Source organism: Kitasatospora purpeofusca, assembly GCF_000718025.1.
Classification (GTDB): domain Bacteria; phylum Actinomycetota; class Actinomycetes; order Streptomycetales; family Streptomycetaceae; genus Kitasatospora; species Kitasatospora purpeofusca.
The window spans coordinates 227,774-251,801 of record NZ_JODS01000011.1 but is presented as its reverse complement, the minus strand read 5'-3'; the positions used below and the strand labels follow the sequence as shown (position 1 = coordinate 251,801).

The 24,028-nt window shown below is 74.0% G+C and carries 21 protein-coding genes; 10 read left to right on the top strand and 11 right to left on the bottom strand.

Going from position 1 to position 24,028, the window contains the following annotated elements:
- Positions 1 to 20: 20 nt before the first annotated feature.
- From IF01_RS0118400 to IF01_RS0118375, 6 genes are all read right to left on the bottom strand, one after another.
- Positions 21 to 1,634 (bottom strand): class I tRNA ligase family protein, encoded by a 1,614-nt coding sequence (locus IF01_RS0118400; protein ID WP_030394523.1) that lies wholly within the window; start codon positions 1,632 to 1,634, stop codon positions 21 to 23.
- Between the two features lie 110 nt (positions 1,635 to 1,744).
- The gene (locus IF01_RS0118395; protein ID WP_030394522.1) at positions 1,745 to 2,917 is read right to left on the bottom strand and encodes an FAD-dependent oxidoreductase; all 1,173 of its coding nucleotides are present in this window, start codon (positions 2,915 to 2,917) and stop codon (positions 1,745 to 1,747) included.
- Positions 2,914 to 3,735, bottom strand: a complete 822-nt coding sequence (locus IF01_RS44015; protein ID WP_051755612.1) for a class I SAM-dependent methyltransferase — start codon at positions 3,733 to 3,735, stop codon at positions 2,914 to 2,916. Before IF01_RS44015 ends, IF01_RS0118395 begins: the two co-directional genes overlap by 4 nt.
- A complete protein-coding gene (locus IF01_RS0118385) occupies positions 3,732 to 5,069 on the bottom strand; it encodes an ATP-grasp domain-containing protein (protein ID WP_157855270.1) in 1,338 nt (445 codons plus the stop codon). The genes IF01_RS44015 and IF01_RS0118385 overlap by 4 nt, the downstream gene beginning before the upstream one ends.
- Entirely contained in the window at positions 5,066 to 5,407 is a 342-nt protein-coding gene (locus IF01_RS0118380; protein WP_051755609.1) for a cupin domain-containing protein, read from the bottom strand. Before IF01_RS0118380 ends, IF01_RS0118385 begins: the two co-directional genes overlap by 4 nt.
- Entirely contained in the window at positions 5,400 to 6,746 is a 1,347-nt protein-coding gene (locus tag IF01_RS0118375) for a lysine N(6)-hydroxylase/L-ornithine N(5)-oxygenase family protein (protein WP_030394518.1), read from the bottom strand. Before IF01_RS0118375 ends, IF01_RS0118380 begins: the two co-directional genes overlap by 8 nt.
- Positions 6,747 to 7,130: 384 nt before the next feature.
- On the opposite strand from IF01_RS0118375, the gene IF01_RS0118370 reads away from it, so the two are divergent.
- The 3 genes from IF01_RS0118370 to IF01_RS0118360 all read left to right on the top strand — a co-directional run bounded on the left by IF01_RS0118370 (position 7,131) and on the right by IF01_RS0118360 (position 9,987).
- Positions 7,131 to 8,324, top strand: a complete 1,194-nt coding sequence (locus IF01_RS0118370; protein ID WP_030394517.1) for an alpha/beta hydrolase family protein — start codon at positions 7,131 to 7,133, stop codon at positions 8,322 to 8,324.
- Between the two features lie 114 nt (positions 8,325 to 8,438).
- Positions 8,439 to 8,867: a hypothetical protein gene (locus tag IF01_RS0118365; RefSeq protein ID WP_157855269.1), complete on the top strand. Its 429-nt coding sequence runs from the start codon at positions 8,439 to 8,441 to the stop codon at positions 8,865 to 8,867.
- Between the two features lie 142 nt (positions 8,868 to 9,009).
- Complete coding sequence (locus tag IF01_RS0118360) at positions 9,010 to 9,987, top strand: phosphotransferase family protein (protein ID WP_030394515.1); 978 nt, start codon at positions 9,010 to 9,012, stop codon at positions 9,985 to 9,987.
- A 77-nt stretch (positions 9,988 to 10,064) separates the two neighbouring features.
- Here IF01_RS0118360 and IF01_RS44010 read toward each other — a convergent pair whose 3' ends face one another.
- Both IF01_RS44010 and IF01_RS0118350 read right to left on the bottom strand, forming a co-directional pair.
- Positions 10,065 to 10,547, bottom strand: a complete 483-nt coding sequence (locus IF01_RS44010) for a hypothetical protein (protein WP_051742991.1) — start codon at positions 10,545 to 10,547, stop codon at positions 10,065 to 10,067.
- A 246-nt stretch (positions 10,548 to 10,793) separates the two neighbouring features.
- Positions 10,794 to 11,306, bottom strand: coding sequence for a protein-tyrosine phosphatase family protein (locus tag IF01_RS0118350; RefSeq protein WP_030394513.1), 513 nt, complete (start codon positions 11,304 to 11,306; stop codon positions 10,794 to 10,796).
- 722 nt (positions 11,307 to 12,028) lie between these two features.
- Here IF01_RS0118350 and IF01_RS0118340 point away from each other — a divergent pair.
- Complete coding sequence (locus IF01_RS0118340) at positions 12,029 to 12,592, top strand: hypothetical protein (RefSeq protein ID WP_149030669.1); 564 nt, start codon at positions 12,029 to 12,031, stop codon at positions 12,590 to 12,592.
- Positions 12,593 to 12,843: 251 nt separating this feature from the next.
- Positions 12,844 to 13,632: a dienelactone hydrolase family protein gene (locus IF01_RS0118335; RefSeq protein ID WP_030394510.1), complete on the top strand. Its 789-nt coding sequence runs from the start codon at positions 12,844 to 12,846 to the stop codon at positions 13,630 to 13,632.
- A gap of 183 nt (positions 13,633 to 13,815) precedes the next feature.
- Here IF01_RS0118335 and IF01_RS0118330 read toward each other — a convergent pair whose 3' ends face one another.
- Together IF01_RS0118330 and IF01_RS0118325 are read right to left on the bottom strand one after the other, a co-directional pair.
- Positions 13,816 to 15,639, bottom strand: a complete 1,824-nt coding sequence (locus tag IF01_RS0118330) for a hypothetical protein (protein ID WP_106981217.1) — start codon at positions 15,637 to 15,639, stop codon at positions 13,816 to 13,818.
- On the bottom strand, positions 15,636 to 16,385 hold the full coding sequence (locus tag IF01_RS0118325; protein WP_037780129.1) for an ABC transporter ATP-binding protein: 750 nt from the start codon (positions 16,383 to 16,385) through the stop codon (positions 15,636 to 15,638). The genes IF01_RS0118330 and IF01_RS0118325 overlap by 4 nt, the downstream gene beginning before the upstream one ends.
- 567 nt (positions 16,386 to 16,952) lie before the next feature.
- Between IF01_RS0118325 and IF01_RS0118320 the strand changes: the two genes are divergently transcribed.
- From IF01_RS0118320 to IF01_RS0118295, 5 genes are all read left to right on the top strand, one after another.
- Positions 16,953 to 18,215: an NAD(P)/FAD-dependent oxidoreductase gene (locus tag IF01_RS0118320; RefSeq protein WP_030394507.1), complete on the top strand. Its 1,263-nt coding sequence runs from the start codon at positions 16,953 to 16,955 to the stop codon at positions 18,213 to 18,215.
- Positions 18,216 to 18,220: 5 nt separating this feature from the next.
- Positions 18,221 to 19,063, top strand: a complete 843-nt coding sequence (locus tag IF01_RS41925) for a DUF1365 domain-containing protein (RefSeq protein ID WP_030394506.1) — start codon at positions 18,221 to 18,223, stop codon at positions 19,061 to 19,063.
- Entirely contained in the window at positions 19,060 to 20,472 is a 1,413-nt protein-coding gene (locus IF01_RS50040; RefSeq protein WP_037780127.1) for a class I SAM-dependent methyltransferase, read from the top strand. The genes IF01_RS41925 and IF01_RS50040 overlap by 4 nt, the downstream gene beginning before the upstream one ends.
- Positions 20,469 to 21,308, top strand: coding sequence for a DUF1295 domain-containing protein (locus IF01_RS0118300; RefSeq protein WP_030394505.1), 840 nt, complete (start codon positions 20,469 to 20,471; stop codon positions 21,306 to 21,308). Before IF01_RS50040 ends, IF01_RS0118300 begins: the two co-directional genes overlap by 4 nt.
- A 79-nt stretch (positions 21,309 to 21,387) precedes the next feature.
- Positions 21,388 to 22,419 carry a hypothetical protein gene (locus tag IF01_RS0118295; protein ID WP_030394504.1) on the top strand — a complete coding sequence of 344 codons (1,032 nt, stop codon included), beginning with the start codon at positions 21,388 to 21,390 and terminating at the stop codon, positions 22,417 to 22,419.
- Positions 22,420 to 22,507: 88 nt separating this feature from the next.
- Here IF01_RS0118295 and IF01_RS0118290 read toward each other — a convergent pair whose 3' ends face one another.
- Positions 22,508 to 24,001 (bottom strand): alpha/beta hydrolase, encoded by a 1,494-nt coding sequence (locus IF01_RS0118290; protein ID WP_208624326.1) that lies wholly within the window; start codon positions 23,999 to 24,001, stop codon positions 22,508 to 22,510.
- Positions 24,002 to 24,028: the final 27 nt, after the last annotated feature.

The window sequence follows — 24,028 nt, the reverse complement described above, 5'->3', positions numbered from 1 at the left end:
AGAGGTGGTGCGTCCCGCGGTCAGCCGGGCCGGCGGACGAGTGCCCGGACCTCGGCCGCGTCCACGGGGGCGAAGCGCGGCAGGGTGCCGGGGGCCGGCGGGGGGAGGTGGGAGGTGTCCGAGGAGAGCAGCCGGGCGGCCGTGCCGAGGGCCGGGGTGGCGGGCAGTCGCAGTCGCTCCCAGAGCCGGCCGGCCCAGCGGGGCATCAGAGGGGCGGCGAGAGCCGCGAGGACGGCGAGCACGCGGGTGGCGCCGGCCGCTTCGACGGCGCCGGGGGCCAGGGCCAGCCAGTCGTCCACGGCGGCGGCCGCCTGGGCGAGGTCCCCGGTGCGCAGCGCCTCGCGGTGCCGCGCCGCGATCTCCTCGAAGCGATGGCGGACGGCCGTCGTGGCGGCCGCGGCGTCGGTGTCCGGAGCCGAGCCGGTGGCCTCACAGACGTCCAGCAGCCGCGAGAGCCGGCCGGCCAGGGTCCGCGTGATGTCGTCGGCGAAGGCCTCCGGGGAGAAGTCGGTGGGTTTCTCCCCGGGGCTGAGCCGGGCGAGGTGGAAGCGGAGCGCGTCGGTGTCCAGCCCGGCCGCCACGTAGTCCAGCACCCGAATGACGTGGTCGCGGCTGGTGGAGAACTTCTGCCCGTCGAGGGTCATGAACCGGTTGAAGCGGTACTCGTCCGGGGCGCACGGCATCCCGGTGGCTTCCTGGACGGCGAGTTGCATCAGGAGGGGGAGCGCTCCGTCCATGCCGAAGCACAGGGTGAAGTGCGGCCGGTGCGGCCCGATCGACAGCAGGGGGTTGTGGGGCAGGCCGTGTGCCCGGGCGTGTTCCCGGCCGGCCAGCAGGAACATCGCGGTGGTGCCGAGGGCGTAGGTCGAGTGGACCTGCCGGGGAGCCAGCGGGGCCAGGGGAGCGGGGGTGCTCCACGGGACGCCCCAGCCGAGCGGATGTGTCAGTCGCCAGAGCGGTCCGTCGAGTTCGAGGTAGCGGCGGACGAGGTCGATGTAGTCGCCGGGCACCCGCCGTTCGCGCGCCATGTCGAGCAGGGCCTGCGCGTCCAGGCGCAGGAACGCCGAGGCGGTGTCGGTCGCGGTGACGCGCTCGCGCGAGTGGCGGGGGCGGGGTTCGCGCACGTCGGTGGGCTGGAACCACATGCCGCACGCCTCGCAGGTGTATCCGGCCGCCTCCTCCCCGCACGCGGGGCAGCGTCCGGCGAGCCAGCAGGCGACGAGTTCCTCGCCCGTGCCGGCGTCGGCCAGCAGGCGTTCGCGGCGGATCTCGATCCGGCCGCGTTCGGAGAGCCGTTCGGCCAGGGCGTGGTGCCAGCCGAGGTGGTCGGCCTCCGCCGTCGCGTCGTGGACGTCGAGGAAGACGTCGGGGCGGCAGTCGGTCGCGGTCAGTGCCGCCTCGATGCGGGCGTGGTAGTCGCGGGCGGTGGCCTCGGGGGCGCGGCCCTCGCGGCGGGCGGCGTCCAGGACGTACGACTCCCGGCCGTCGGTGGCGGAGACGGTGGTGACGCGGTGGCCCTCCGCGCGCAGGTGGCGGGCGAGCGCGTCGGCGGCCAGGAAGGGGCCGCCGAGGTGTCCGAGGTGCAGTTCACCGTTGGGGGTGGGCAGGGCGGCAAGGATCAGATGATCGGTCATGCGATTTCCGTACGTCGGGCGGGCGGGCGGGCGGGCGGAGGCGGGAGGGAGTGAGGTAGGTGGGAGGGAGTGAGGCACGCGGGCGTTCGCCCGGCCGGGCCCGGCGTCGTTCAGGGCGCGAGGAGTTCGAGCACCCGGTCCGCCATGCCCCAGCACAGGCGGGCGCCGGCGCCGGACGCGGCCGCGGCCCGGGCGACCCCCGGGGCCGGTCGGTCGGTGAGCGGCGTGCGGTCGGGCGTGTAGCCGTCGACGCCCGCCCGACCCTCGCGCGCCGCCGCCACCAGTTCGGGCAGTCGGCGGCCCAGGACGCGGCGCCCCTCGTCGAGGGTGTGCGGGCCGAAGGTGTCCGGGCCGCCGTCGGGCGCGACGTCCCACTGCTCGCTGCGGAAGCTCGCCCACGCCCCGCCCGGCGAGGCGCCGCCGCTGCTGCTGCTGCCGCCGGGGGCGGGCAGGAGGAACAGGTCGTCCTCGGGGAAGCAGATCATCGGCGCGTCGGCGGGCAGTTCCCGGTCGATGCGCAGCGCCGCCATCCGTTTGGTGCGCCACGGCGCCTCCCCACCCGCCCCGCTCCGGTACGCCGCCCCGCTCGCCCCGCTCCGGTACGCCGCCCCGGACCCGATGACCGGGGCCGGCCACGGGCCGGTCGCCAGCGCGGTCCGGCGCGCGGTGACGGCCGAGCCGTCCGACAGCAGCAGTCGTTGCCCGCCGGGTCGCGCGGTGTCGATCCGGGTCACACGGACACCGGTGAGCAGGTGGCCGCCGGCGTCGACGACCGCGTCGATCAGGGCGGTGGCCGCCGCGGCGGTGTCGAGGACCGCGATGCCGCCGTGGACGGTCGCGAAGCCGTCGCCGGGGTGGAGCAGCAGCTCACCGACGGCGTCCCGGGCGGCCCGCACCGTCCCGGGCGAGGCGGGCTCCATGCCGGCCCCCACCGTGGAGCGGGCGAGCCGTTCCAGGGTGGGGGCGCCGGCGGCGACGAGGACGGGCACCCGGCGCAGGTGCGGGCGCAGGAGCGCGAGGAGGCGGGGGTCCCGGAACCTGGCCGTCCCGCGTACGAGCAGGTCCCGCTGACCGGGCGTGGCGGCCCAGGGGGCGAGGACGCCCAGCGACCAGTGGGTCGCGGTGTTCCCCGCCCCCTGGTCGAGCACGAGGATCCGGCTGGCGGGGCGGTCGGTGAGTGCGCCGAAGGCGACGGCCGCGCCGACGATCCCCGCTCCGATGACCGCCAGGTCCGCCGCTGCGCCGCCCGCGCGGCTGGGTGTCGCGGGGTCAGGGGGTGTCATGGCTGTCCGCCGAGCCTGGCCACGATCTCGGTGCGCCGCATCCGGCCCGCCCGGTGCTCGTCCCGCAGGACCTCCACCTCGGCCAGGTACCGTTCGCCGGGCACGTCGCCCAGCTGGCTGCGCAGCGCGGGCAGCCGGCGGGCGAGCGCCGCGTACAGGCGCTCCACGCACTCGGCGTCCGGTTCGGTCAGGTCCCGCACCTCGATGTCGAAGCCGGCCGTGCGCAGGGCCGCCTCCCAGTCCGGGTGCGGTGCGAACAGCCCTTCCTGCAGCGTCAGTTCGATGTCGCGGGCGGTCTGCGGGCGCAGGATGCGGCTGATCACGACGACCACCGCGGGCCGGTCGCCGCGCAGCAGGGACCGCCAGTGCCCGACGGTGCTGGCGGGGTCGGACCAGTATCCGGAGCCGATCGCGAGCACGGCGTCGAAGGAGGCGGGCGGGAGGTCCGGGTCCCCCATGTCGCCGACGGTGTAACTCACGCGGTCGGCCTCGGGGCGGCCCGCCAGGCGGGTGCGCGCGACGCGGACCGCGGCCGGGCTGGCGTCCAGACCGACGGCCGTGCAGCCGGTGCGGGCGGCGAGCGCGGCGGTGAGGCCGCCGGTGCCGCAGCCGGCGTCCAGGACCCGCGCGTGGGCGCTCCAGCCGAGGCGGGCCGCCAGTTGCTCCAGGTAGTCCGGGGTGGCGCCGCTGAACTGGCCCGCGAACTGGTCGCCGAGGGCTTCGGCGTAGGCCTCGTCGATGGCGGGGATCTCCTGGTAGGAGTCCCACTCCTCGGCGATCTGCGCCACGGGGGTGGACGCGGCTGCTCCGCTGGTCATCGGGTGTCCTTGTCGTTGATGTCGTCCCTGGCCGGATCGGTTTCGTCCGGATCGGTTTCGTTCGGGCCGGCTCCGTTCGGGCCGGCTCCGTCGGTGTCCGCCGGCCGGCGGGTGGTGTGCACCTTCAGGCCCGCGAGCAGCGCCTCGACGCCGTCGGCCGCGGCCCGGGCGCTGTCGGCCCCCAGGCAGAGGGTCCCGGCCCGGTCGCGGGAGGAGTGCGCGGGAGCCACGACGTCCCCGGGTGCCACCGACAGCTCGGCGTGGATGAGCCGCTCGTCGGCCGCGAGCGCGTCCCAGCCGTCCACGGCGGTGACGAGGCCCGGCTCGGGCAGGACGAAACGCACGGCCGCGCCGCGTGCCGGGCGGGTGGGCAGCGCCACCGGGAGTCCGAGCAGGTCGTCGTGGAGGCAGCCGAGGAGTTCCAGCCCGGGGTGGGCCCACTCGACCATCGCGTGCAGCCAGTCCCCTCCCGGCCGCACGTGCAGCTCGCCGAGGACGGGGCCCTCGGCGGTGAGCCAGCACTCGACGTGGAAGATCCCGTACCTCAGTCCGAGCGCCTCCAGGGCCCGGACGGCCTCGCGGGCGATGTCCCGGTGGCGCCCGTCGGGGAGCTCGACGGGCGTGACGTGCCCGGCCTCGACGAAGGTGCCGGGGGCGAGGATCTTGCGGGTGACGGCCAGCGCGTGCGGGATGCCTTCGGTGAAGAGGCCCTCCACGCTGTACTCGGGGCCGGTGACGAACTCCTCGACGAGCACCGGGCCGGGGCCCGCGCCGGCCCGCGCCCGGGCGAAGGCCCGGGCCGCCCCGTCCGGCGTGTCCACCCGTACGACGCCCTCGCTGCCCGCCGCGTCGCGCGGCTTGACCACGGCGGGGCCGCCGTGGCGGGCCAGGAAATCCGCGACGTCCTGCGGGATCGAGCACAGGGCGGTGGCGGGCTGGCGGAATCCGAGGTCGGACAGCGCGCGCCGGCAGAGGTCCTTGGTGCGCACGGTGCGGACGAGTTCGGGCCGGTTGCCGGGCAGCCGGAGTGCGGCGGCCACCTCCGCGACGGCGAGGACGGAGTACTCGCGAAAGCCCGTCACCGCGTCCACGGGGTGGTGCGCCCGGTAGGCGAGCGCCCACCGTACGCAGGCGGCGGGGTCGGTGTAGTCGAGGACGTGCGTCTCGTCCGCGAGCGCGGCGTACTCGGGGGCGGCGGCGAGGGCGGCGGCGGTGTCGGTGACGACGACGCGGCTGCCGCGGGCCTTGAACTGCGTCAGCGCGCGCAGGCTCAGGTCGCGGCCGTGTCCGGCGTCGGCGGGGGCGGCTCCGCCCAGGACCAGGACGGTGCTCACGCCGACCACCACACGGAGAAGACGGTCAGTTCGGCGGTCCCCGTGTTGCGCACGCGGTGCGGGCGCCGGCCGGCGAAGTGGAAGCAGTCGCCGGTGGCCACCGGATGGGCGGCTCCGTCGTACTCCACCTGTCCCTCGCCGGCCGCGACGAACCAGGTCTCCACCACGTCGTGCACGTCGGGGTCGGTCACGGTACCGGGCGGCAGCACGAACACCGAGGAGGAGAAGGGCGCCGGGATGCCGGCGAGGTCGTGCTCGCGCAGCACGATCCCGTCCGGCCCGGGAACCGGCGCCAGGCAGCCCACGGGGCCGCCGGGGTGGGCGGGTACGTCAGACACGGGCGGTCCTCTCCTGGGGGGCGGTGGTGTGCGGGGCCGCGGCGGGGGACCAGGCGACGGTGCTGCTGTCCCGGTCCGTGCGGTAGAGGGCGCGCCCGGCGACGGCGTTGGCGATCACGGCGTTGCGCCAGGCCATCAGGCTGAGGTTGGCGTCGGCCACGCCGTGGGTGTGGCCGGCGGCGCCCTGGACGAAGATCCGGCAGCCGGGCGGTCCGTCGAACTCGACCGAGTAGTCCTCCCGGACGCGGAACGCGCCGTCCTCGTCGAGCGGGATCAGCTCGCGCAGCGGGTCCAGGTAGGCGGGGGTGGTGTTGCGGTAGCCGGTCGCCAGGACGACGACGTCCACCTGTTCGCGGTGGACGCTGTCGGTGTCGACGTCCCGGGTGACGACGTCGATCGGTGCGTCCTCGGCCCCGCCGTCGACGGCGAGCAGTTCCTGGCCCGGGCTCAGGCGGTGGGCGCACTGTCCGGGGCGCAGGGCGTCCAGGCGGTAGAGCTGCGCGTGGATCGCGTCGAGCAGCTCGGCCGACACGCCGTCGCTCGTCATGCGCTGTGTGCGCAGCAGGGCGGCGCGCCGCTTCGCGGGCAGGCGTGCGAAGTGCCGTACGTACCCGGGGAAGTACCACTCGTTGCTGAACGCGGAGTCGTCCAGGGGCAGGAAGCCGTCCCGCCGGGTCGACCACACGAGGAAGGAGGGCAGCATGTCCTTGTCGCCGAGGAGCCAGTGCACGATCTCGGCGCCGGACTGGCCCCCGCCGATGACGGCCACGCGCTTGCCGCGGGTCTCGGGGCACCGGTGCATGATCTCCGCGGCGTGCAGCACCCGCGCCCCGCGGGCGGTGACACAGCCCGGGACGTGCGGCCGGCGGCCGCTGCCGAGCACGAGGCTGCGGGTCCTGGTGACGCCGCCGGTGGCGTCGTGGACGGTCAACTCGTCGCCGTCGGTGCGGACTTCGGTGATCTCGGTGCCGAACGTGAGCTGCGGCATCAGGTCGGCGGCCCAGCGGTAGTACTGCTCGAACTCCTCACGCGGGGTTCCGCTGCGTGAGGCGATCAAGTGCCGGTAGAGACGGCCCTGTTCGGCGAGGAAGTTGAGGAAGGAGAAGCGGGACGTCGGGTCGACGAGGGTGACCAGGTCCTTCAGCGGCGGCACCTGGAGGGCGGCCGCCGGGAGCATCGCCCCGTCGTGCCAGGCGAACCGGCTCCGGCGTTCGAAGAACCGTGCGGTGAGAGCGGGTTGGGGGTCTAGGAGGGCGGACAGTCCGAGATTGGCGGGCCCGATGCCGATCCCGACGAGGTCGGGCCCGGCCGTGCGGACGTCCTTTGTTGTTCCGTTCATGACAGTCGCTACCCCCGCGACCGTTTCGCGATCTTGCACATACTTGCCAATTCCCCCTGGAAATAACGGTTTCCTGGCCGCGATCGTCCGTGTGCAACTCGCGGCGTGGAGACAGTCAACAGAGATCAACCACACCCCCGCCCCCGCCGAACCGGCGCACTTCGCGCCCGCCTTCTGGCACAACGGCGCATTGACGAACCGCGGCCCACGGCGCCCGGCCGAGGCCGGGATCTGCTGTGGACAGCGGAAGTTGCCGTTCCGTCAGGCGCGGTCGGTGCTGTCCGAAGGTCCACCCCTAGGGGACGCGAAGGGCCCTTCCCGGAGGGGGCGAGTACGCTGCTGAGTGGACGTCAGTTCCCCTGCCCGCGGCCTACCGTCGTCGGTATGAGACGACTTCGCGCCACCGTCGGCGCGGCAGCCCTGCTGCTCGCGCTGCCCCTGTCCGTCGCCGCCACCGTTCCGGCCCTGGCCGCGCCCTCCCCGGCGGCTTCCGCCGCACCCGCACCCGGCACCGCCGCGACGGGCGACCCGGCCGCCGTCCGCATCGAACTCCCGCGCCCGACCGGCAAGTACGCGGTCGGACGGGAGATCCTGCACCTGGTCGACCAGGACCGTCCGGACCCGTGGGTGCCCTCCGCGGGTCCGCGCCAGCTGATGGTCTCGATGTACTACCCCGCCCACGCCGGCACGGGCGGCCCGGCCCCGTACATGACCGCCGGGGCGGCCCGCGCGATGCTGGACTACCGGCTGCCGGGCAACACCGTCCCGACCGAGGTCCTCACCGGAGTCCGGACCTGGTCGGCGACCGGTGCCCGTCCGCAGGGCGGCCACTACCCGCTGGTGGTGCTGTCGCCCGGCTTCGTCGACGCGCGGACCGCCGTCACCGGCCTCGCCGAGGACCTGGCCAGCCGCGGCTACGTCGTCGCGCTGGTCGACCACACCTACGAGAACACCGGCACCACCTTCCCGGACGGGCGGACGCTGCCCTGTGTGATGTGCGGCGTTCCCAAGGACTGGTCGCAGGTGGACGAGAGCCGGGCGAAGGACGTGTCGTTCGTCATCGACCGGCTGACCAGCCGTCCCCACCCGGCGTGGCGCTACGCCCGGATGATCGACCGCGACCGGATCGGCATGGCCGGTCACTCCGCCGGTGGCGCGGCCACCGTCCCGGCCCTGCTCACCGACGACCGGATCCGGGCCGGGGTGAACCTGGACGGAACCATGGACGTCCTGGTGCCCGCCACCGGGATCGGCGGCAAGCCGTTCCTGATGATCGGCCACCCATTGGGCGGCGGAGCCGAGGACGAGAGCTGGCAGACGAGCTGGCTCCACCTCGACGGCTGGAAGCGCTGGCTGACCGTCGAAGGCACCGACCACCACAGCTTCACCGACTTCCCGGTGCTCATCGACGGCCTGGGCGTGCCCCGCCCGCCCGGCAGCACCATCGCGAGCGCCCGCGCCGCCGACCTCACCCGCCGGTACGTCGGTGCCTTCTTCGACCTGCAGCTGAAGGGCATCGCGCAGCCGCTGCTGGACGGACCGAACGCGGCCGACCCGGAGGTGGCCTTCCACCCCTGACCTCCGGCCGCCGGGCGGGGACCTCGGCCGCACGCCGGCGTCCCCGCCTGCGCGGGGAGGACCTTTCGCGACCTGTACCGTTCTCGCGTCTGCGCGGTTTGCCATCATGCTGTGGTGGCTCACGACATAGTGTTCTTCCTCGCGCCCGACGACGATGCTGTCTGTGCGATGCGCGGGCGGCGACCCGGTCCGGAATTCATCGAGCCGGACAGTGCCATCGCCGTCTGGGACATGTACTTCGAGGAGCCCTCGACCGAGGTACCGACACCCGAGCAGCTCGGCAAACGGTGGCCGCGGTGGGTCACTGCCCCCGTGAACGACGGCGTCGAGGTGTTCGCTCTGCCAGGGCGGTTGACCCGGGCGCTGGCCGACGCCGACTCCACGGAACTGGAGGAGCTCGCCGGTCGCTGGACCACCAGGCTCAGGGACGAGGACGGTGACGACATGACCGACGACGATCTGCCGACGGTGCTACGGGAAGTCGCCCGGCTCGCGGCCTCTGCGGTAAGCACAGGCGGCCGCCTGTACAGCTGGAGCTTCTGACCGCCCGGCCGAGCGCACCACCGAACTGCACCTACCGACGGCTTTGCCGATTCAGGCGGGGGTGCCGGGGAGTCGCACACCGACTCGCGGACAGGACCTAAAGGGGTCGCGCATGCCGCCGCCCGGATGATGAGGTGGCGCGGTGACCAATCATGACGAGGCGGCGACCGTCCGACCGTTGACCCTGGCCTGGGTCCGCCGGCACCTGGAGCCCGGCGAGCGGATCGTCGGAGCCGAGGCGCTGCACGGCGGCGCCACCGCCGACATGCGGCGGCTGACCGTCGGCACGCGGGACGGCGGCACCCGGCACCTGGTGCTGCGCTCCTTCGTCGACCCGACCCGGCAGGGGCCGGCCGAGGACCTCCTGCACCGGGAGGCCGACGCCCTGACCACGCTCACCGGCACCGGCGTGCGGGCTCCCGGACTCGTCGCCTTCGATCCGGTCGCCGCGCACTGCGAGTACCCCTCGCTCCTCATGAGCCACCTCCCGGGCCGGACAACCCTCCACGACGGGGGGCTGGAGACGCGCCTGCCATTGCTGGCCCGTCAACTCGCGGCGATCCACACGGTGCGGCCGGCGGCACGGCCCCGGGAGTACGTGGCGCTGTCGACCGCCGACACGGTCGTGGTCCCCGAGGGCGCCGACGCCGCGACCTGGGCCGCCGCGACCGACGTGATCCGCAGGCCCGCGCCCCGCTACGAAGGACGCTTCCTTCACGGGGACTTCCAGCCCGGCAACGTACTGTTCGACCTGCCGCCCGAGGACCCGGCCGGTGCCGGTGCCGCCGTCGCCCGGATCACCGGCGTCGTCGACTGGGCAGCCGCCTCCTGGGGCCCCGCCGACCTCGACGTGGCGCATTGCGCCACCAATCTCGCGCTGCTGCACGGCCCGGCCTGGGGCCTGCGCTTCACCGAGGCGTACCAGGCCGCCGGCGGGACGCTGGCCGCAGCGGCGGACGAGCGGCTGTACTGGCAGGTGCGGTCGCCCCTGGCATTCTCGGAGGAAGTGCAGTGGGTGGCGCAGCCGTGGTGGGAGGCAGGACGGTACGAGCTGACGACACGAGCCGTGGAGGAGCGGCTGGACGCCTACCTCACCTCCCTGATGGACGCGCCGGGCTGAGCCGAGAAGGTACGAGGGCGGCCCGACGCGAGCACCTTGATCCGATGCCGGGCGATCAGGATCCCCGGAGTCCACGATCACTCCGGCCTTCGACGTTTCAGGGTGCCGGCGTACGAGCGGCCGCTCAGCCGGAACCAGAGATCGGCCAGCGCGTCCCTCGTCCGGTCGGTCAGTGGCCGGTGCATGGGGCCGGCGATCCAGGCCTCGTAGAACTCCCGTTGGGCGGCGACGGTGCCGACCGAGGCCGGCGCTGCACGGTCGAAGACGGACACCTGCTGGCGGGCGGCCCGACCCGGCTTCAGGATGTACACGATGCTTCCGCGGCCCATGTCGCGGCACCTGCCCGACGGATAGGCGTCGGTCCTGGCGCCGTTGCAGAGCAGCAGGTAGCCCAGGGGCTCGATCTGCAGCCGGATGTCTGACAGCGCATCGAACAGGTCATCGCCGTCAGCGCTCCAGGCCGTACCGTCGGAGCTCCTGAGGGTGATACCGGGGACCTCGCCGTCCTTCAGGAACAGTTCCCAGGTCTCCTCGACTCCACCCGGTCCCAGGACGCTCATCGATAGATCGGCTGTCATCGTCTCCCCTGTATTTCGGGACGTCTCCTGGTCGGCACCCCAGGTTCGCCACTTACCCGCACCGGCGTCCGGTCGATGTCCACCGAGCCGCCACAACATCGTCCGGCCACGCGGCGGAGCCTGTGGGCGACCGACTCCGGGGGATCGAAGACCTCCGCCGTCTGCCCCTGCCCGTACTCGTAGTAGGAGTACCAAACCCGGAACGTCGCGGTCCATTGCGAGGCGCAGTCAGGTGCCGGTTTCGAGCCCGGCCAGGAGGTGGGCGACATCGAGTCCGGTAGTGAGGTACTGCTCGAAGGTCCGGTTGTTCAGAGCCCAGGGCGATCGTCTCTGTCGGACGAGGGCGATGGCGGTGGCGGGGTCCTGGCCCAGCTCGATCAGGGTCTGTGCGACAACGAGGCCGGAGCGGTTGTAGCCGGAGTGGCAGCGCACGAGCACGGTCCGCTCATTGCGTACGGCCTCGGTGGCCGTGACGGCCAACTGTCGGACCGAGTGGAGGTGTTCGGCCGTGAGCGGACTGTCGGGGATCTCACTGATCAGATGATCGACTCCGGGAGTCGGACCGTGGCCCGGTCGGGTGAACAGGCTGATGACCAGATCGAATTCTGCACCGACGACGGCGGCTTGTACATCGCCTTCCGGGCCGGCCCAGAAGTGCCCGCCCATCCACAGTCGCGGACTGACTTCGTTCCACGGCGCCTGTGGTTCGGGGGTGCCCCGATCCCTCTGACGTGTCTTCACAGACGCTCCTCTCCGGGTGGACCAACGACGTGGCAAGGCGTCCGCGTTCCCTGCTCGATGCCCAGTCGCCGTTCCTGGATCGCCAGGTCACGCACTTCGGTCTCGCCCACGTCGAAGCGCGGGACCCTTCCGCCGGCTGGCGCAGCCGGGCGGTCGGCCGGGGCCGGCTCCTCCAGGTTTCGGCGCGCCGGTTCGGCGTCGACCGGGTCGCCCTCGTCGGCCGAGTGGAGGGGTGCGAGGCCGCGCCCGAGGGCGGCGCTCCGGCGGACGGCACACGGCTACGGCGGAACGGTCCGTTCTCGAGCGTCGACCACTCCCCGAAGGACGGGTAGCTACTTGCCTATTTCGATTCATATCGGATGAGTACTTGCACGGATGGGCATCGGCCGGTCACCGCAATAGGCTCCTTGCCGACTGATGAGCTGTCGGGAGGGGAACGCAGTGGGTCATCTCAAGGTCAATCCAAGGGAGATCGACATGTCCGCGGGGAGGTGGCGCCGTCCATAGGTGAAGGTCTCCGGAAGCCCTGCCGGCCGGCCGTTGCCGGCAGTCGGACGGGAGCGGGTCAGCTCACAGGCTGACCATCGGGGCCGCATCTCGTCGGGAAGGCACCGACAGCGCTTCCGAGGCTGACCGTCAGCCCCCGTCCCCTGCGACTGCTGGGCCGGCCGCGGCCCGGACGGCCGGCCCCCCACCCTGTTCCAAGCGCAAGGAAGTCCACCGTGCCCTTCCCCCTGCCACGAACCGCTGCCCGCGCTGCGCACTCGGTCGGAGTGCGGCGCCTCGGCATCGCCGCGGTGGTGCTCTGCCTGCCTCTGATCCTCGGAGGATGCATGTCCGCGCCCGGCCCCACCGAGCCGCTGCCCGTCAAGGCCCGCCAGGACGCTCAGGACTGGGCCCAGCACATGGCCGAGGACATGGCGCAGAGCGCCGGCGTCAACCTCGACACCGGAAGCGCCGAGCCGTTCTTCAACGGCTGTGTCGGCAAGAACGACGAGGTCGCGCAGGACGGCCGTTACAAGATGTCGTACGCGGTCTACGGCTCCGCGCCGGTCGGGCAGCACCCCGAGGCGGTCCGGAAGGTCCGGGCGATGCTCGAACAACAGGGCTTCAAGATCGACGGTTACCGGGAGACCACGGACGGCAAGGTCGACACCGTCCTCGACGCCTCCCAGCCGGCGAGCCGGTACCTGATCACCGTGGAGACCACGACCGGAGGGCTGCTGCTCTTCCGGGTCAACACGCCCTGCCTGATGCCTCCGGCAATACCGGGGGCTTCTAACTGACACGGGTATGAACGGAGCGGGGCGACCGCTCCGGGGTCGGGGTACTCGATATTTCCGTCGGCGCGCGATTCCGGGCGGTGAAGGCCCAGGGTGACCGAATTGCGGCCGATCTCCGACGAAAATGCCTTGAAAAGAATTCATATTCATGATATGATGGATCTTCACATAAGTATTTCTCGCATAGAGTTCCCGCGTCCGCCGACGCCGGCCTTCCGGCGTCGCCCCGTGGAAGCACTGACGAGGAATGCCCTGTGTGCTACGAATCCGACGCTGTTCCGCCCGTCCACCGCGCCGCCGTCACCCCCGTCGCGGAGACGGGGCCGCTCGTCCTGACGGCAGGTGACGGGACCCGGTTCGCCGCCTTCGTGGCGCGGCCCGAGCGCTTGTCCGGTGCCGCCGTTCTGGTGCTGCCCGACAACAACGGCCTGTCCCCGTTCTACGAGGCACTCGCCGTACGGCTGGCGGAGCAAGGGCATCCCGCACTCGCGCTGGACTGGTTCGGCCGCACCGCCGGGTCCGACCTCCGTGACCGGGGAGCGGGGTTCACCGAGCCGGGCAACCTGCTGGCCCACCTGATGAAGCTCACCCCGGCCGGCCTGGATGCCGACATCGCCGCCGCGACCGCGGAACTGCGCGCCGACGGAGGGGCGAGCCGCCGGCCGGTGATCGCCCTCGGCTTCTGCTTCGGTGGTCGTCAGGCTTTTCGGGCCGCTGCCGAGCGGTTCGGACTCGCCGGCGTGATCGGCTTCTACGGATTCCCGGACGTGATCAACGGCTCGCCCGGCCCCACCCAGCTCGCCGGCGACTTCACGGCGCCGTTGCTGGCCCTCTGGGGCAGCGCCGACGAGGCCATTCCGCCGGCCGCGGTGGCGGGGTTCGAGCAGGCACTCGACGCTGCCGGGTGCCGGTACCGGTCGGTCACCTACCCCGGAGCTCCGCACGGCTTCTTCGAGCAGGGCTCGGCGGAGACCGCCGAGGCGTGCGCGGACTCCTGGCGCAGGGTTCTGGCCTTCCTCGCCGAGCACGGCGCCGGGCGCTGACCAGGGGGTCCAAAGGGCCCGCCGGCGCCACCGGGCCCACCGGGGCCGACGGGCACCGCAGGGCGGCGGTAGCGACCGGGTGGACCGCGGGCCCGGCCCGCGTGGTTGCGGACCGGGCCCGGGCGGCGGTGTGCGCCGGAGCGTCCGGATCAACGGAGGCGGACGCGGACGCGCGGTACGGATCTAGGGAGTGCTCTCCCCGGCACGGGCCCTGCTCATCTTCGCCGCCCTGGCCTGCGCCCAGCGCAGCAGCAGGACCGCGACCACCACCGCCATCAGCGCAGCCTTGCCGACCGGCACGACCGCCCCGGCGCGCAGTGCCGAGGAGAACATCGGCGTCAGCGCGGCCACGCCCACGGCAGGCCCGGCCGCGTACCAGGCGGCGAACAGCATCGGGCCCGTCCCACCGCCGGCGCCCTGGGCGGGGGAGAACATCAGGTCCTTGCGCAGCACCCCGCGGCAGGCGTTGACCAGCCCCGCCGCGACCAGCGCCGGCGCGGCGGCCGGTGCGAGCCAGGCCGTCGGGCCCGTGCCCGCCGCCAGCAGCGCCCCGGTGCAGGCCAGCCCCAGCAGGACCCCGGCCAGCGTCGGAACGATGGCATGGCGCAGCATGAGCCCGGCGAACGGGTACGGCGACCAGGAGGCCCGCCGGACATCGTCCGTCTCGATCCGGGCCGGCTCCAGCAGCTGCGCGACGGCCAGGTAGCCGAAGGTCAGCGCGACGGCGGCGGCCAGCCAGGACAGTGCGCCCGCGGCCCCGTGCGCGAGGACGGCGCAGAGCAGCGCGGGCACCGTGAGCACCGTCGCGCGGCCCAGCCGGGCGGGTGAGCGGAGCAGGGCGAGGGTGTCCCGCCACGGCACCACCAGCCATGCCCGCCGGGGCGCGGGCAGCCGGAGCCGGCGTTGCCGGGCGCTGCCGTTGGCGCTGTTCACCGCCAGCCGGGCGCTGCGCAGCTCGACCGTCCGGAGCGCGGCCAGCACCCCGGCAGCGGTCCTGGCCCGCTCCCGCAGCCGGGCCAGCGGGACCGTCGCGGCGGCCCGGTCGGCGAGCACCAGGGCGGCACCGGTCGACACCAGCAGCAGTGCGGCGGCGACCCAGCCGCCCGCCACGGCGGCCGAGGTCGGCGCAAGGGCGGCGATCGCGGCCCAGCCCCACGGCCCCGACCACATCTCGACCAGCTCCAGCCAGCGCACCGGGTGACCGGCGACGGCCAAAGCGCTCTGCCCCGCCAGCGCGATGATCAGCAGTGTCAGACCCGGGGTGAGTCGGCGCACCCAGCGGGCGGCGCGGTCGCTGCGCTCCACCACCAGCGCGGCGCAGGTGGCCAGGAGCGGCACGCAGAGGCCCCCGAGCAGGCACCAGCCGAGCGCGGCCGGCAGGCCGGTCCGGACGGTGAGCCCGAGCGCGACCATGCCGCCGACCGCCGCCACCAGACCGGGGAACGCGGCCACGGCGCAGGACAGCCAGAACCACGGCCGGAGCACCGGGCGGGGCCGGACGGGGTGGATCAGCAGCCAGTCGGCCGCCGCCCGGGGCGGCACCACCGGGCCGCGCCACAGGCCGTCCCGGACCAGCAGGAGGAAGGTCACCAGCCCGATCGCGGTGATGCCGGCGGGCATCGCGGCGAGCAGATCGCTGCCGTGGCCGGTGTAGTCGGCGCCCATGGATGCCTGCAGGAACAGGCCGAGGCTGGGCACGCCGCCCCAGATGATCAGGATGAGGATCACACAGTAGACGGCGAAGCCGACCGACTTGGCGCGGTTGCGCCGGTGCGGGGCGCGCAGGGTGCGGAGCAGGGCGAGGGTCTCGTCGGTCCAGTCCTCGGACCAGTCGGTGTCCGTCCAGCCGTCGCCTGTCGAGCCGTCGCCCGAGCCGTCGCCGTTCGAGCCGTCGTCCGCCCAGCCGCCGTCGCCGTTCGAGTCGTCGTCCGTGCGGTCGTCCGACCAGTCGTCGTCCGCCCGGGCCTCGGCGGCGGGATCGGCTTTCGGGGAGGGAGCGGCGCTCACCGGGCACCCGCCGAGCCTGCGGCGGCGCGGGCCGCGAAATCCGCCGCCAGCACCTTGCGGGTGGCGCCTTGCTTGAGGATCTTGCCGTCCTCCAGCACCACCACCCGGTCGGCCACGTCCATGGCCAGGTCGGTGTGGTGGGTGACCAGCAGCACCGCGACGCCGTCGGCCAGCTCGGCCTTCAGCAGGTCGGCGAGGTGCCGCCGGGCGTCCGGGTCGAGCCGCTGCTCGGGCTCGTCCAGCAGCAGGAGGTCGCGCGGGCGCACCAGCGCGCACGCCAGCAGGAGGGCCTGCATCTGTCCGGACGAGAGTGCCGAGGGCAGGGCGTCGGCCCGTTCCGTGAGCATCCGGCCGTCCAGCACCTGGGCGACCCAGTCGGCCGCGTCGGCGACCCCGTGCGCGACCGCGACCAGCAGCAGGTGCTCGCGGACGGTCAGGTCGGGGTAACAGGCGACGGTGTCGCCGACCACCGCGACCCGGGCCCGGACCCGGGGGTCGTTCTCGTCCATCGGGATGCCGTCGAAGACCACGGTGCCCTTGCTGGGGGCGTCGCGTCCGGCCGCGACCCTGAGCAGGGTCGACTTGCCCGACCCGTTGTGTCCGAGCAGCGCCACGCACTCCCCGGCGGCCAGCGACAGGTTCACGGGGTGCAGCACCTCGCGCTCGCCGTACGAGCGGCTGACGCCGGTCAGCTGCAGCAGGGGCCTGCGGGCTGCGGGACGTGGTTCGGCGGCGTTCTTGGCCATGGGGGAGGGCGCCTCTCAACGGGGTGTCCGGCCACAGTACCGATCCGTCGGCGGGCACCCGGTCGAGGGTGACGGCCGCGGACCCGAGGCCGTGCGACACCGGGGGCCCGCCCCGCAGGACGACGGCGTCGCCGGTGCCCTCGGACGCCGTTCCGGTCCCGCCCGTCGGCCCTACTTGTACATCGTGACTTGTACATCGTGGCCACGGCCCGGATCGCCCTTGGACAGGCCGTCCCGCCGGCCCACGACAGCGCTCAGGACAGCGCCCACGACAGCGCCCACGGCAGCGCCCGCCGAGGGCGGTCGCCGCCGCACAAGCGATGCGGCACCGCAGAGGCCGTCGCCGTGGGCCAATCCGATTCGGGCGCGGTTCCGAAGAACGGGTGCGACGACATCGCGGGCCGCGCCGCGGCCCGGTCGGGAGGGGAACCCGTGACCACGTTCGACACCGTCTCCGCAGCGCCGGATCCGCCGGTCCCGCCGGACCCGCAGGCAGGCGCGGCCCCGGCCGCGCCGCGCCTCGGCACGGCGCCCGCCGCCCCACGCCCCGGCGCGCGTCCGCGCACCGTGGCGGTGGTGGGATCCGGCGTCGCCGGGCTCACCGCGGCGTACCGGCTCTCCCGGGCCGGGGTGGAGGTCGAGCTTTTCGAGGCCGACGACCGTCTCGGCGGCCACGCCCACACCCAGGAGGCCCTCGACCGGGACGGGCGGGCGGTGCCGCTGGACACCGGATTCCTGGTGCACAACGAGCGCACCTACCCGCACCTGGTGAGCCTGTTCGCGGAACTCGGCGTCCGCACCCGGGACAGCGAGATGAGCATGTCCGTGCGCTGCGACGGCTGCGGCCTCGAGTACGCGGGCGCGCGGGGGCCGGTGGGGCTGTTCGCCCGCCCCGACGTCCTGGTCCGCGGCCGGTACCTGCGCCTGCTGGCCGAGGTACCCCGGTTCCACCGGCTCGCCCGCCGGCTGCTGGCCGACCCGGGGGCCGGGGAGCCGAGCCTGCGGGAGTTCCTCGCCTCGGGGCGGTTCGGGCCGTACTTCGTGAGCCACTTCATGACCCCGCTGGTCTCCTCGGTGTGGTCCTGCGCCCCCGACCTGGCGGGCGACTACCCGGCCCGCTACCTGTTCGCCTTCCTCCGCAACCACGGCCTGCTCGGCGTGGGCGGCTCGCCGACGTGGCGCACCGTCGTCGGCGGCTCGCGCACCTACGTCGACCGGATCGCGGAGCGGCTCACCACCGTGCACAGGTCGGCGCCCGTGCGTGCGGTGCGCCGGCATCCCGACGGGGTCACCGTGGTCCGCGCGGACGGCCGCAGCACCGAAGCCGACGCGGTGGTGGTCGCCACCCACGCCGACCAGGCGCTGCGGCTGCTCGCCGACCCGAGCGACGACGAGCGCGAGGTCCTCGGCGCCTTCTCCTACTCCCGCAACCCGACCGTCCTGCACCGCGACCCGACCGTCCTTCCCACCGCGCGGTCGGCCCGCGGATCGTGGAACTACCGGATGCCCAACTGCACCGCGCCCTCCGACCGGGTGCGGGTCAGCTACCACCTCAACCGGCTGCTGCGCCTGGACACCGAGACCGACTACCTGGTCACCCTCAACGAGGACCGGCAGCGGCCGATCCCCGAGCACCTGGTGCTCTCCCGCACCGTCTACGAACACCCGGTGTACACCGCGCGCTCGGTCGCGGCCCAGCGCCGGCTGCCGCAACTCGCCACCGCCCGAACCGTGTTCGCGGGCGCCTACCACGGCTGGGGCTTCCACGAGGACGGCTGCCGTTCCGGCATCGAGGCCGCGCACGCCCTGCTGGGGGTGAGTGTGCCGTGACCGCGCTGCCCGGACCGTGGGGAGCGGTCCTCTACGAGACCGTCACCACGCACGTGCGCACCGCACCCCGGAGACCGCCGTTCCGCCACCGCGGCTACCTGTGGCTGGTGGACCTCGACGAGCTGCCGGTGCTCCCGCGACCGCTGCGGCCACTGGCCCGGTTCCTGCCGCGCGACCACGCCCTCGCCGCCGCTGGCGACCCGCCGGACGACCCGCCGACGATCCGTCACGACCTGGAGCGCTACCTCCTCGGCCACGGCATTCGGCTCGGCCGGGGAAGGGTCCTGATGCTGACCCAGGCCCGCTCGCTCGGGCACGTGTTCAACCCGCTGACCGTGTACTGGTGCCGGGACGGGGAGGGCCGCCCGCTGTGCACGGTCGCCGAGGTCCACAACACCTACGGCGGGCGGCACCGCTACCTGCTGCCACCCGATCCCGAGGGCCGCGGCGAGTGCCTCAAGGACTTCTACGTCTCGCCGTTCTTCCCCGTCGACGGACGCTACCGCATGGTGCTGCCGGAACCGGGGGAGCGGCTGCGGCTGACGGTCCACCTGGAACGGCGGGGCGAGCCCGCCTTCACCGCCACCGTCCGCGGCACCGCCCGCCCGGCCGGTCCGGCCGCTCTCCTGCGCGCCGCGCTCGCCCACCCGTTCGCCACCTGGGCCGTCAGCCTGCACATCCGCTACCGGGGCATCCGCCTGTGGCTCGGCGGTCTGCCGGTCCACCCCCGCCCGGCCGCCGCCGCCACCCGCCCCGCGGCCGCCGCCGCTACCTGCCCGGCCAGCCCGGCCGGCCCGTCCCGGTCCGACGACCGGCCCGTTCCCACCGAAGAGGTGCCCGCTCCATGACGACCACGGCCTCCCCGACCGCGACGCCGACACCCTTCGTCGACCCCGCGCGCTGGCCGGACGTCGCCCGAGTACCCGACGTGCCGCTGCGAGCGGCCGCCGCCGCACGCCTGCTGCGCCGGGCGGCCTCGCAGCGCGGCCTGCGCGTCGAACTGCCCGGCGGCCGCCTCCTGCGACCGGCCCCGCCCGGGGCACCGGTCCTGCGGCTGAACCACCCCCGGGACTTCCTGCACCGGGTCGGTGCGAGCGGCCTGATCGGCTTCGGGGAGTCCTACCAGGCCGGCGACTGGGACAGCCCCGACCTGGTCGCGCTGCTCACCGCGCTCGCCACCGCCCCCGAGACCCTCGTGCCCGCCGGTGCACGGTGGCTGCGGCGGTTCTACGTGCAACGGCCGCCGGAGGAGGAACTGTCCACTGCGGCGAACGCGCGGCGCAACGTCCGCCGGCACTACGACCTGTCGAACGACCTGTTCGCCCTGTTCCTCGACCCGACGATGAGCTACTCCTCGGCCCTTTTCTCGACCGGGTCCGCCGATGCACCGCTCCCCGGCCAGGCGTCCCTTGCCGGCCACGCACCGCACCCCGGCAACGCTCCGCACCCCGGCCACGCTCCGCACCTCGCCCACGCACCGCACCTCGCCCACGCGCCGCTCGGCGGCCGAACGCTGCTCGCCACCCACGACGGCCTGCCCGCCGCCCAGCACCGCAAGATCGACCGGCTGCTCGACCTGGCCCGCGTCGGCCCCGGCACCCGGCTGCTGGAGATCGGCACCGGCTGGGGCGAACTGGCCCTGCGCGCCGCCGCCCGCGGCGCCCGCGTCGTCAGCCTGACCCTCTCCGAGCAACAACTCGCCCTCGCCCGGCAGCGGATCGCCGCCGCCGGGCAGGCGGACCGGGCGGAGGTCCGGCTCTGCGACTACCGCGCCGCCGAAGGCCAGTACGACGCCGTCGTCAGCGTCGAGATGATCGAAGCCGTCGGCCGGCCGTTCTGGCCGGACTACTTCGCCACCCTCGACCGGGTCCTGGCCCCCGGCGGCCGGGTCGCCCTGCAGGCGATCACCATGCCCCACGAGCGGATGCTCGCCAGCAGCCGCACCTACACCTGGATCCTGAAGTACATCTTCCCCGGCGGCCTCGTCCCGTCCGTGCGGGCGATCGAGGAGACCGCCGCCCGTCACACCCGGCTGCGCCTCACCCGCGCCGACGCGTACGGACCGCACTACGCCGAGACCCTGCGCCTGTGGCGCGAACGCTTCACCGAACGCTCGCCGCAGGTCGCGGCCCTCGGCTTCGACGAAGTCTTCCGGCGCATGTGGGAGCTCTACCTCGCCCACTCCGAGGCCGGCTTCCGCACCGGCTACCTCGACCTCCACCAACTCCTCCTCACCCGCGACGAGGACCGGTCGTGAACGCCGCCGCCTTCGGGCTCAACCTCGCCGTCACCGCCGCCGTCGCCCTCGCCGTCCTCCTCGTCGCCTTCGCCGTCGGAGTGCGCTCCGGCCGCCACCGGGGCGTCGACACGGCCTGGGGGCTGGCGTTCACCGCCGTCGCGCTGACCGGCTTCGCGCTCTCGGACCACCACGGGGACCCGGGGCGCCGCCTGCTGGCCACCCTGCTCGTCACCGTCTGGGGCCTGAGGCTGTCCGCCCACCTGTGGTGGCGCTCCCGCGGTGCCCCCGAGGACCCGCGCTACGCCCGGATGCTCTCCCGCGCCCCCGAGGGCCCGGCCCGAACCCGCTACGCCCTGCGGATCGTCTACCTGCTCCAGGCCGCCCTCGTCTGGTTCGTCTCCCTGCCCGTCCAGGCCGCCCAGTACCTTCCCCACCCGCCCGGCTTGCTCGCGTGGGCGGGCACCGCACTGTGGGCGGTCGGCCTGTTCTTCGAGGCGGTGGGGGACCGACAGCTCGCCCGTTTCAAGGCCGACCCCGCCAACCGCGGCCGGATCATGGACCGCGGACTGTGGCGCTGGACCCGCCACCCCAACTACTTCGGCGACGCCTGCGTCTGGTGGGGTCTGTTCCTGCTCGCCGCGGACAGCCCCATCGGCTGGGCCTTCGTCCTCAGCCCGCTCCTGATGACCTACCTGCTCGCCTTCGGCAGCGGAAAACCGATGCTCGAACGCCACCTCGGCACGCAACGGCCCGGCTGGGCCGAGTACGTCGCCCGCACCAGCGGCTTCTTCCCGCTCCCACCCCGCCGACACCCGGCGGCCCCGTCCACCCCGCACTCCGGTACCCGCCCCTGATGCCGGCCGGCGCGTCAGCAGCTCCTGACCGCGCCCTCGCCCACCCTGACAGTCAGTGCCCGGGGCTAACGTGCCTTCCATGACGAGGACCACGCCCGCCCGCCCGATCGATGTCGAAGCGCTCTTCCCCGAACTGGCCGCCCACCGGGGCACGACGACGCGGCTCCACCCGAGGCCCGGCACACCGCGGGCCTCGGACAGCTCGATGGGCGGTCCGATGCTGTGGCCGGCGGACGAACCGTGGCCGGTGTGCGGTGAGGCGCACGGCCGCGGGCTGGGCCGACGCCCCGTCGACATCCACCGCTACCGGCAGGTGCTGGCCACCGCGTGGGCCCGGAGCGAGGCCCCCGGCCCTACGGACGAGGAACGGGAGCTGCTGACGGAGCTGCAGCGGGAGCACCGGATCCCCGGGGCGTCGGAGACCGATCCGCTGCCGATGATCGGCCTGGTCCAGCTGTACCGGCGGGACGTTCCCGACCTCCCGGCCGAGCCGGGCGGCTGCGACCTGCTCCAGGTGTTCTGGTGCCCCTTCGAAGCCCACGGTCCGGGCCGGTACGACCTGGAGCTGCACCTGCGCTGGCGGCGGTCGTCGGAGGTCGGCGAGGTGCTCGCCCCCCAGCCCCGACCCTCGGTCGTCGGATCGGACGCGTTGGTTCCCGAGCCCTGCGTCCTGCACCCGGAGCAGGTGGCCACCTACCCGTTCGCCGGCCTCCTGCCCGAGGACCTGTGCGCCCGCATCGACGCCTGGGACGCCGCCCGGGCGGAAGAGGCCGGGCGATCGGGGGACGAGAACGCCGCCGGGCCGATCGGCTACCAGTACGACCTCTCCATCCCGCCCGGCTGGCGCGCCGGCGGCTTCGCCTCCTGGCACGCCACCGATCCCTACCCCATGGACTGTTACACCTGCAGGGCGCCGATGCGCCTCCTGCTGACCGTCGACAGCTCGGAGTGGGACGGCGGCAGCGGAAGCTGGAAGCCACTGGAGGAGCGGGACCTGCCCACCCACCTGTACGCGACCCCCACCGAGGTCACCGTGGGGCGGTGCGGCGAACTCAACGTCTTCGTCTGCCCGACCGATCCCGACCATCCGCTCCGCTGGAGCCTCCAGTAACCAGGGACGGTGGCTCGTGCCGCCGGTACGAGCCACCGGGAGGCACGTGCCGACGCTGCGGAGCCGCAGGTCGGCCCCGCCCGCGCTGTCAGCCGCAGGTGCGGTCCGTCGCGGGGAGGCGGCCCGTCGTCAGGTAGCGGGCGGTGTACCCGTCCGCGCAGGACGGTCGGCCGGTCACCAGCACGCCGTGGCCCTCTCCGCCGGTCACGGTGACGATGCGGGAACCGTGCAGGGCGCGCCGCATGCCCTTGGCCATGGCCAGCGGTGTCTGCGGGTCCCATTCGTTCTGCACGATCAGGGCATTGACGTTGTTGTCCACCGTGGTGGCGGGCTCGCGCGGGCCGGACTTCCAGAAGGCGCAGGGCTGGATGTTCGCCCCCAGGTCGCCGGCCAGCGGGCGGGCGGCCCGGTCCCGGATCGCCTCCTGGCGGTACTGCTCGGGGTCGCGCGGCCAGCCGGCGTCACCGCAGAGGACGGCCCAGGCGGCGGAGACGACGTTGTCCAAGTCCGGTGCGTCGGCCGGTGCGTCGGCTGCGGCGGAGACCTCGGGACTCGGCCCGGCCGGTGTTCCGGCCGCTGCGGCCTTCAACGCGACGACGAAGGCGGTGACGGCCTCGACCTGCACGAATGCCTGGTACTGAGCCCGGACGGCGTTGCCGTCGAACAGCTGGCCCTCCAGGGGGATCGGCGTGCGGTCGGCGCGGGCGATCAGGTCCCAGAACGTGGTGCGGACGGCTTCGGGCGTGGCGCCCAGCCGGTAGGTCGCGTCGCGTGCGGCGGCCCACCGCGTCCAACGGGTGAAGGCGAGTTCGGCGGCCTCGGTCGTGCCGCGGAGTACGCCGCGCCAGACCAGGGCCGGGTCGAGCGCGCTGTCGAGCACGAAGCGGTCCGCGCGCCGGGGGAACATCTGGGTGTAGACCGCGCCCAGGTAAGTGCCGAACGAGTGGCCCAGGTAGGAGATCGTCCGTTCGCCCAGTGCGGCCCGGACGGCGTCCATGTCGCGTGCCGTGTTCCGGGTGGTGATGTGCGGCAGCAGGTCCCCGGCCTTGGACCAGCACTTGTCCGCCACGTTCCTGGCCCGGGCCACGTCCTGCCCGAACGTCTCCGCCGAGTAGGGGTGCTGGAGGACCTGCTCGTCCGCCGTCAGGCCACAGTTGACGGGTGAGCTCCGCCCGCCCCCGCGCGGGTCGAAGCCGACCAGGTCGAAGCGCTCGCGCACCTCGGCCGGCAGCAGGGGTTCCATCTCGGCCGGCATGGTCAGCCCCGGCGCGCCCGGGCCACCGGGGTTGAGCAGCAGCACGCCGTGCCGCTTCGCCGCGCTGCCCGCCTTGATCCGGGAGACCGCGATCCCGATGGCCCGGCCGCCCGGGTCGCCGTAGTCCAGCGGCACCTTCACCGTCGTGCATTCCAACGAAGCCGGCCGGTCCGCGGCACACCGCTCCCAGCGCAGGCGCTGCTGCCCGTACCCCTGGAGCGGTTCTTCCGCCGCGAGCGCCGTCGCCGGTGTGAGCACCGCCAGCGCGGTCGCACCCGCCGTCATCGCCGTCATCACGGAAGTCGTTCGTACAACTCGCAGCGTCATGCCGCCTCCTGAAAGGAACTCGGTCTC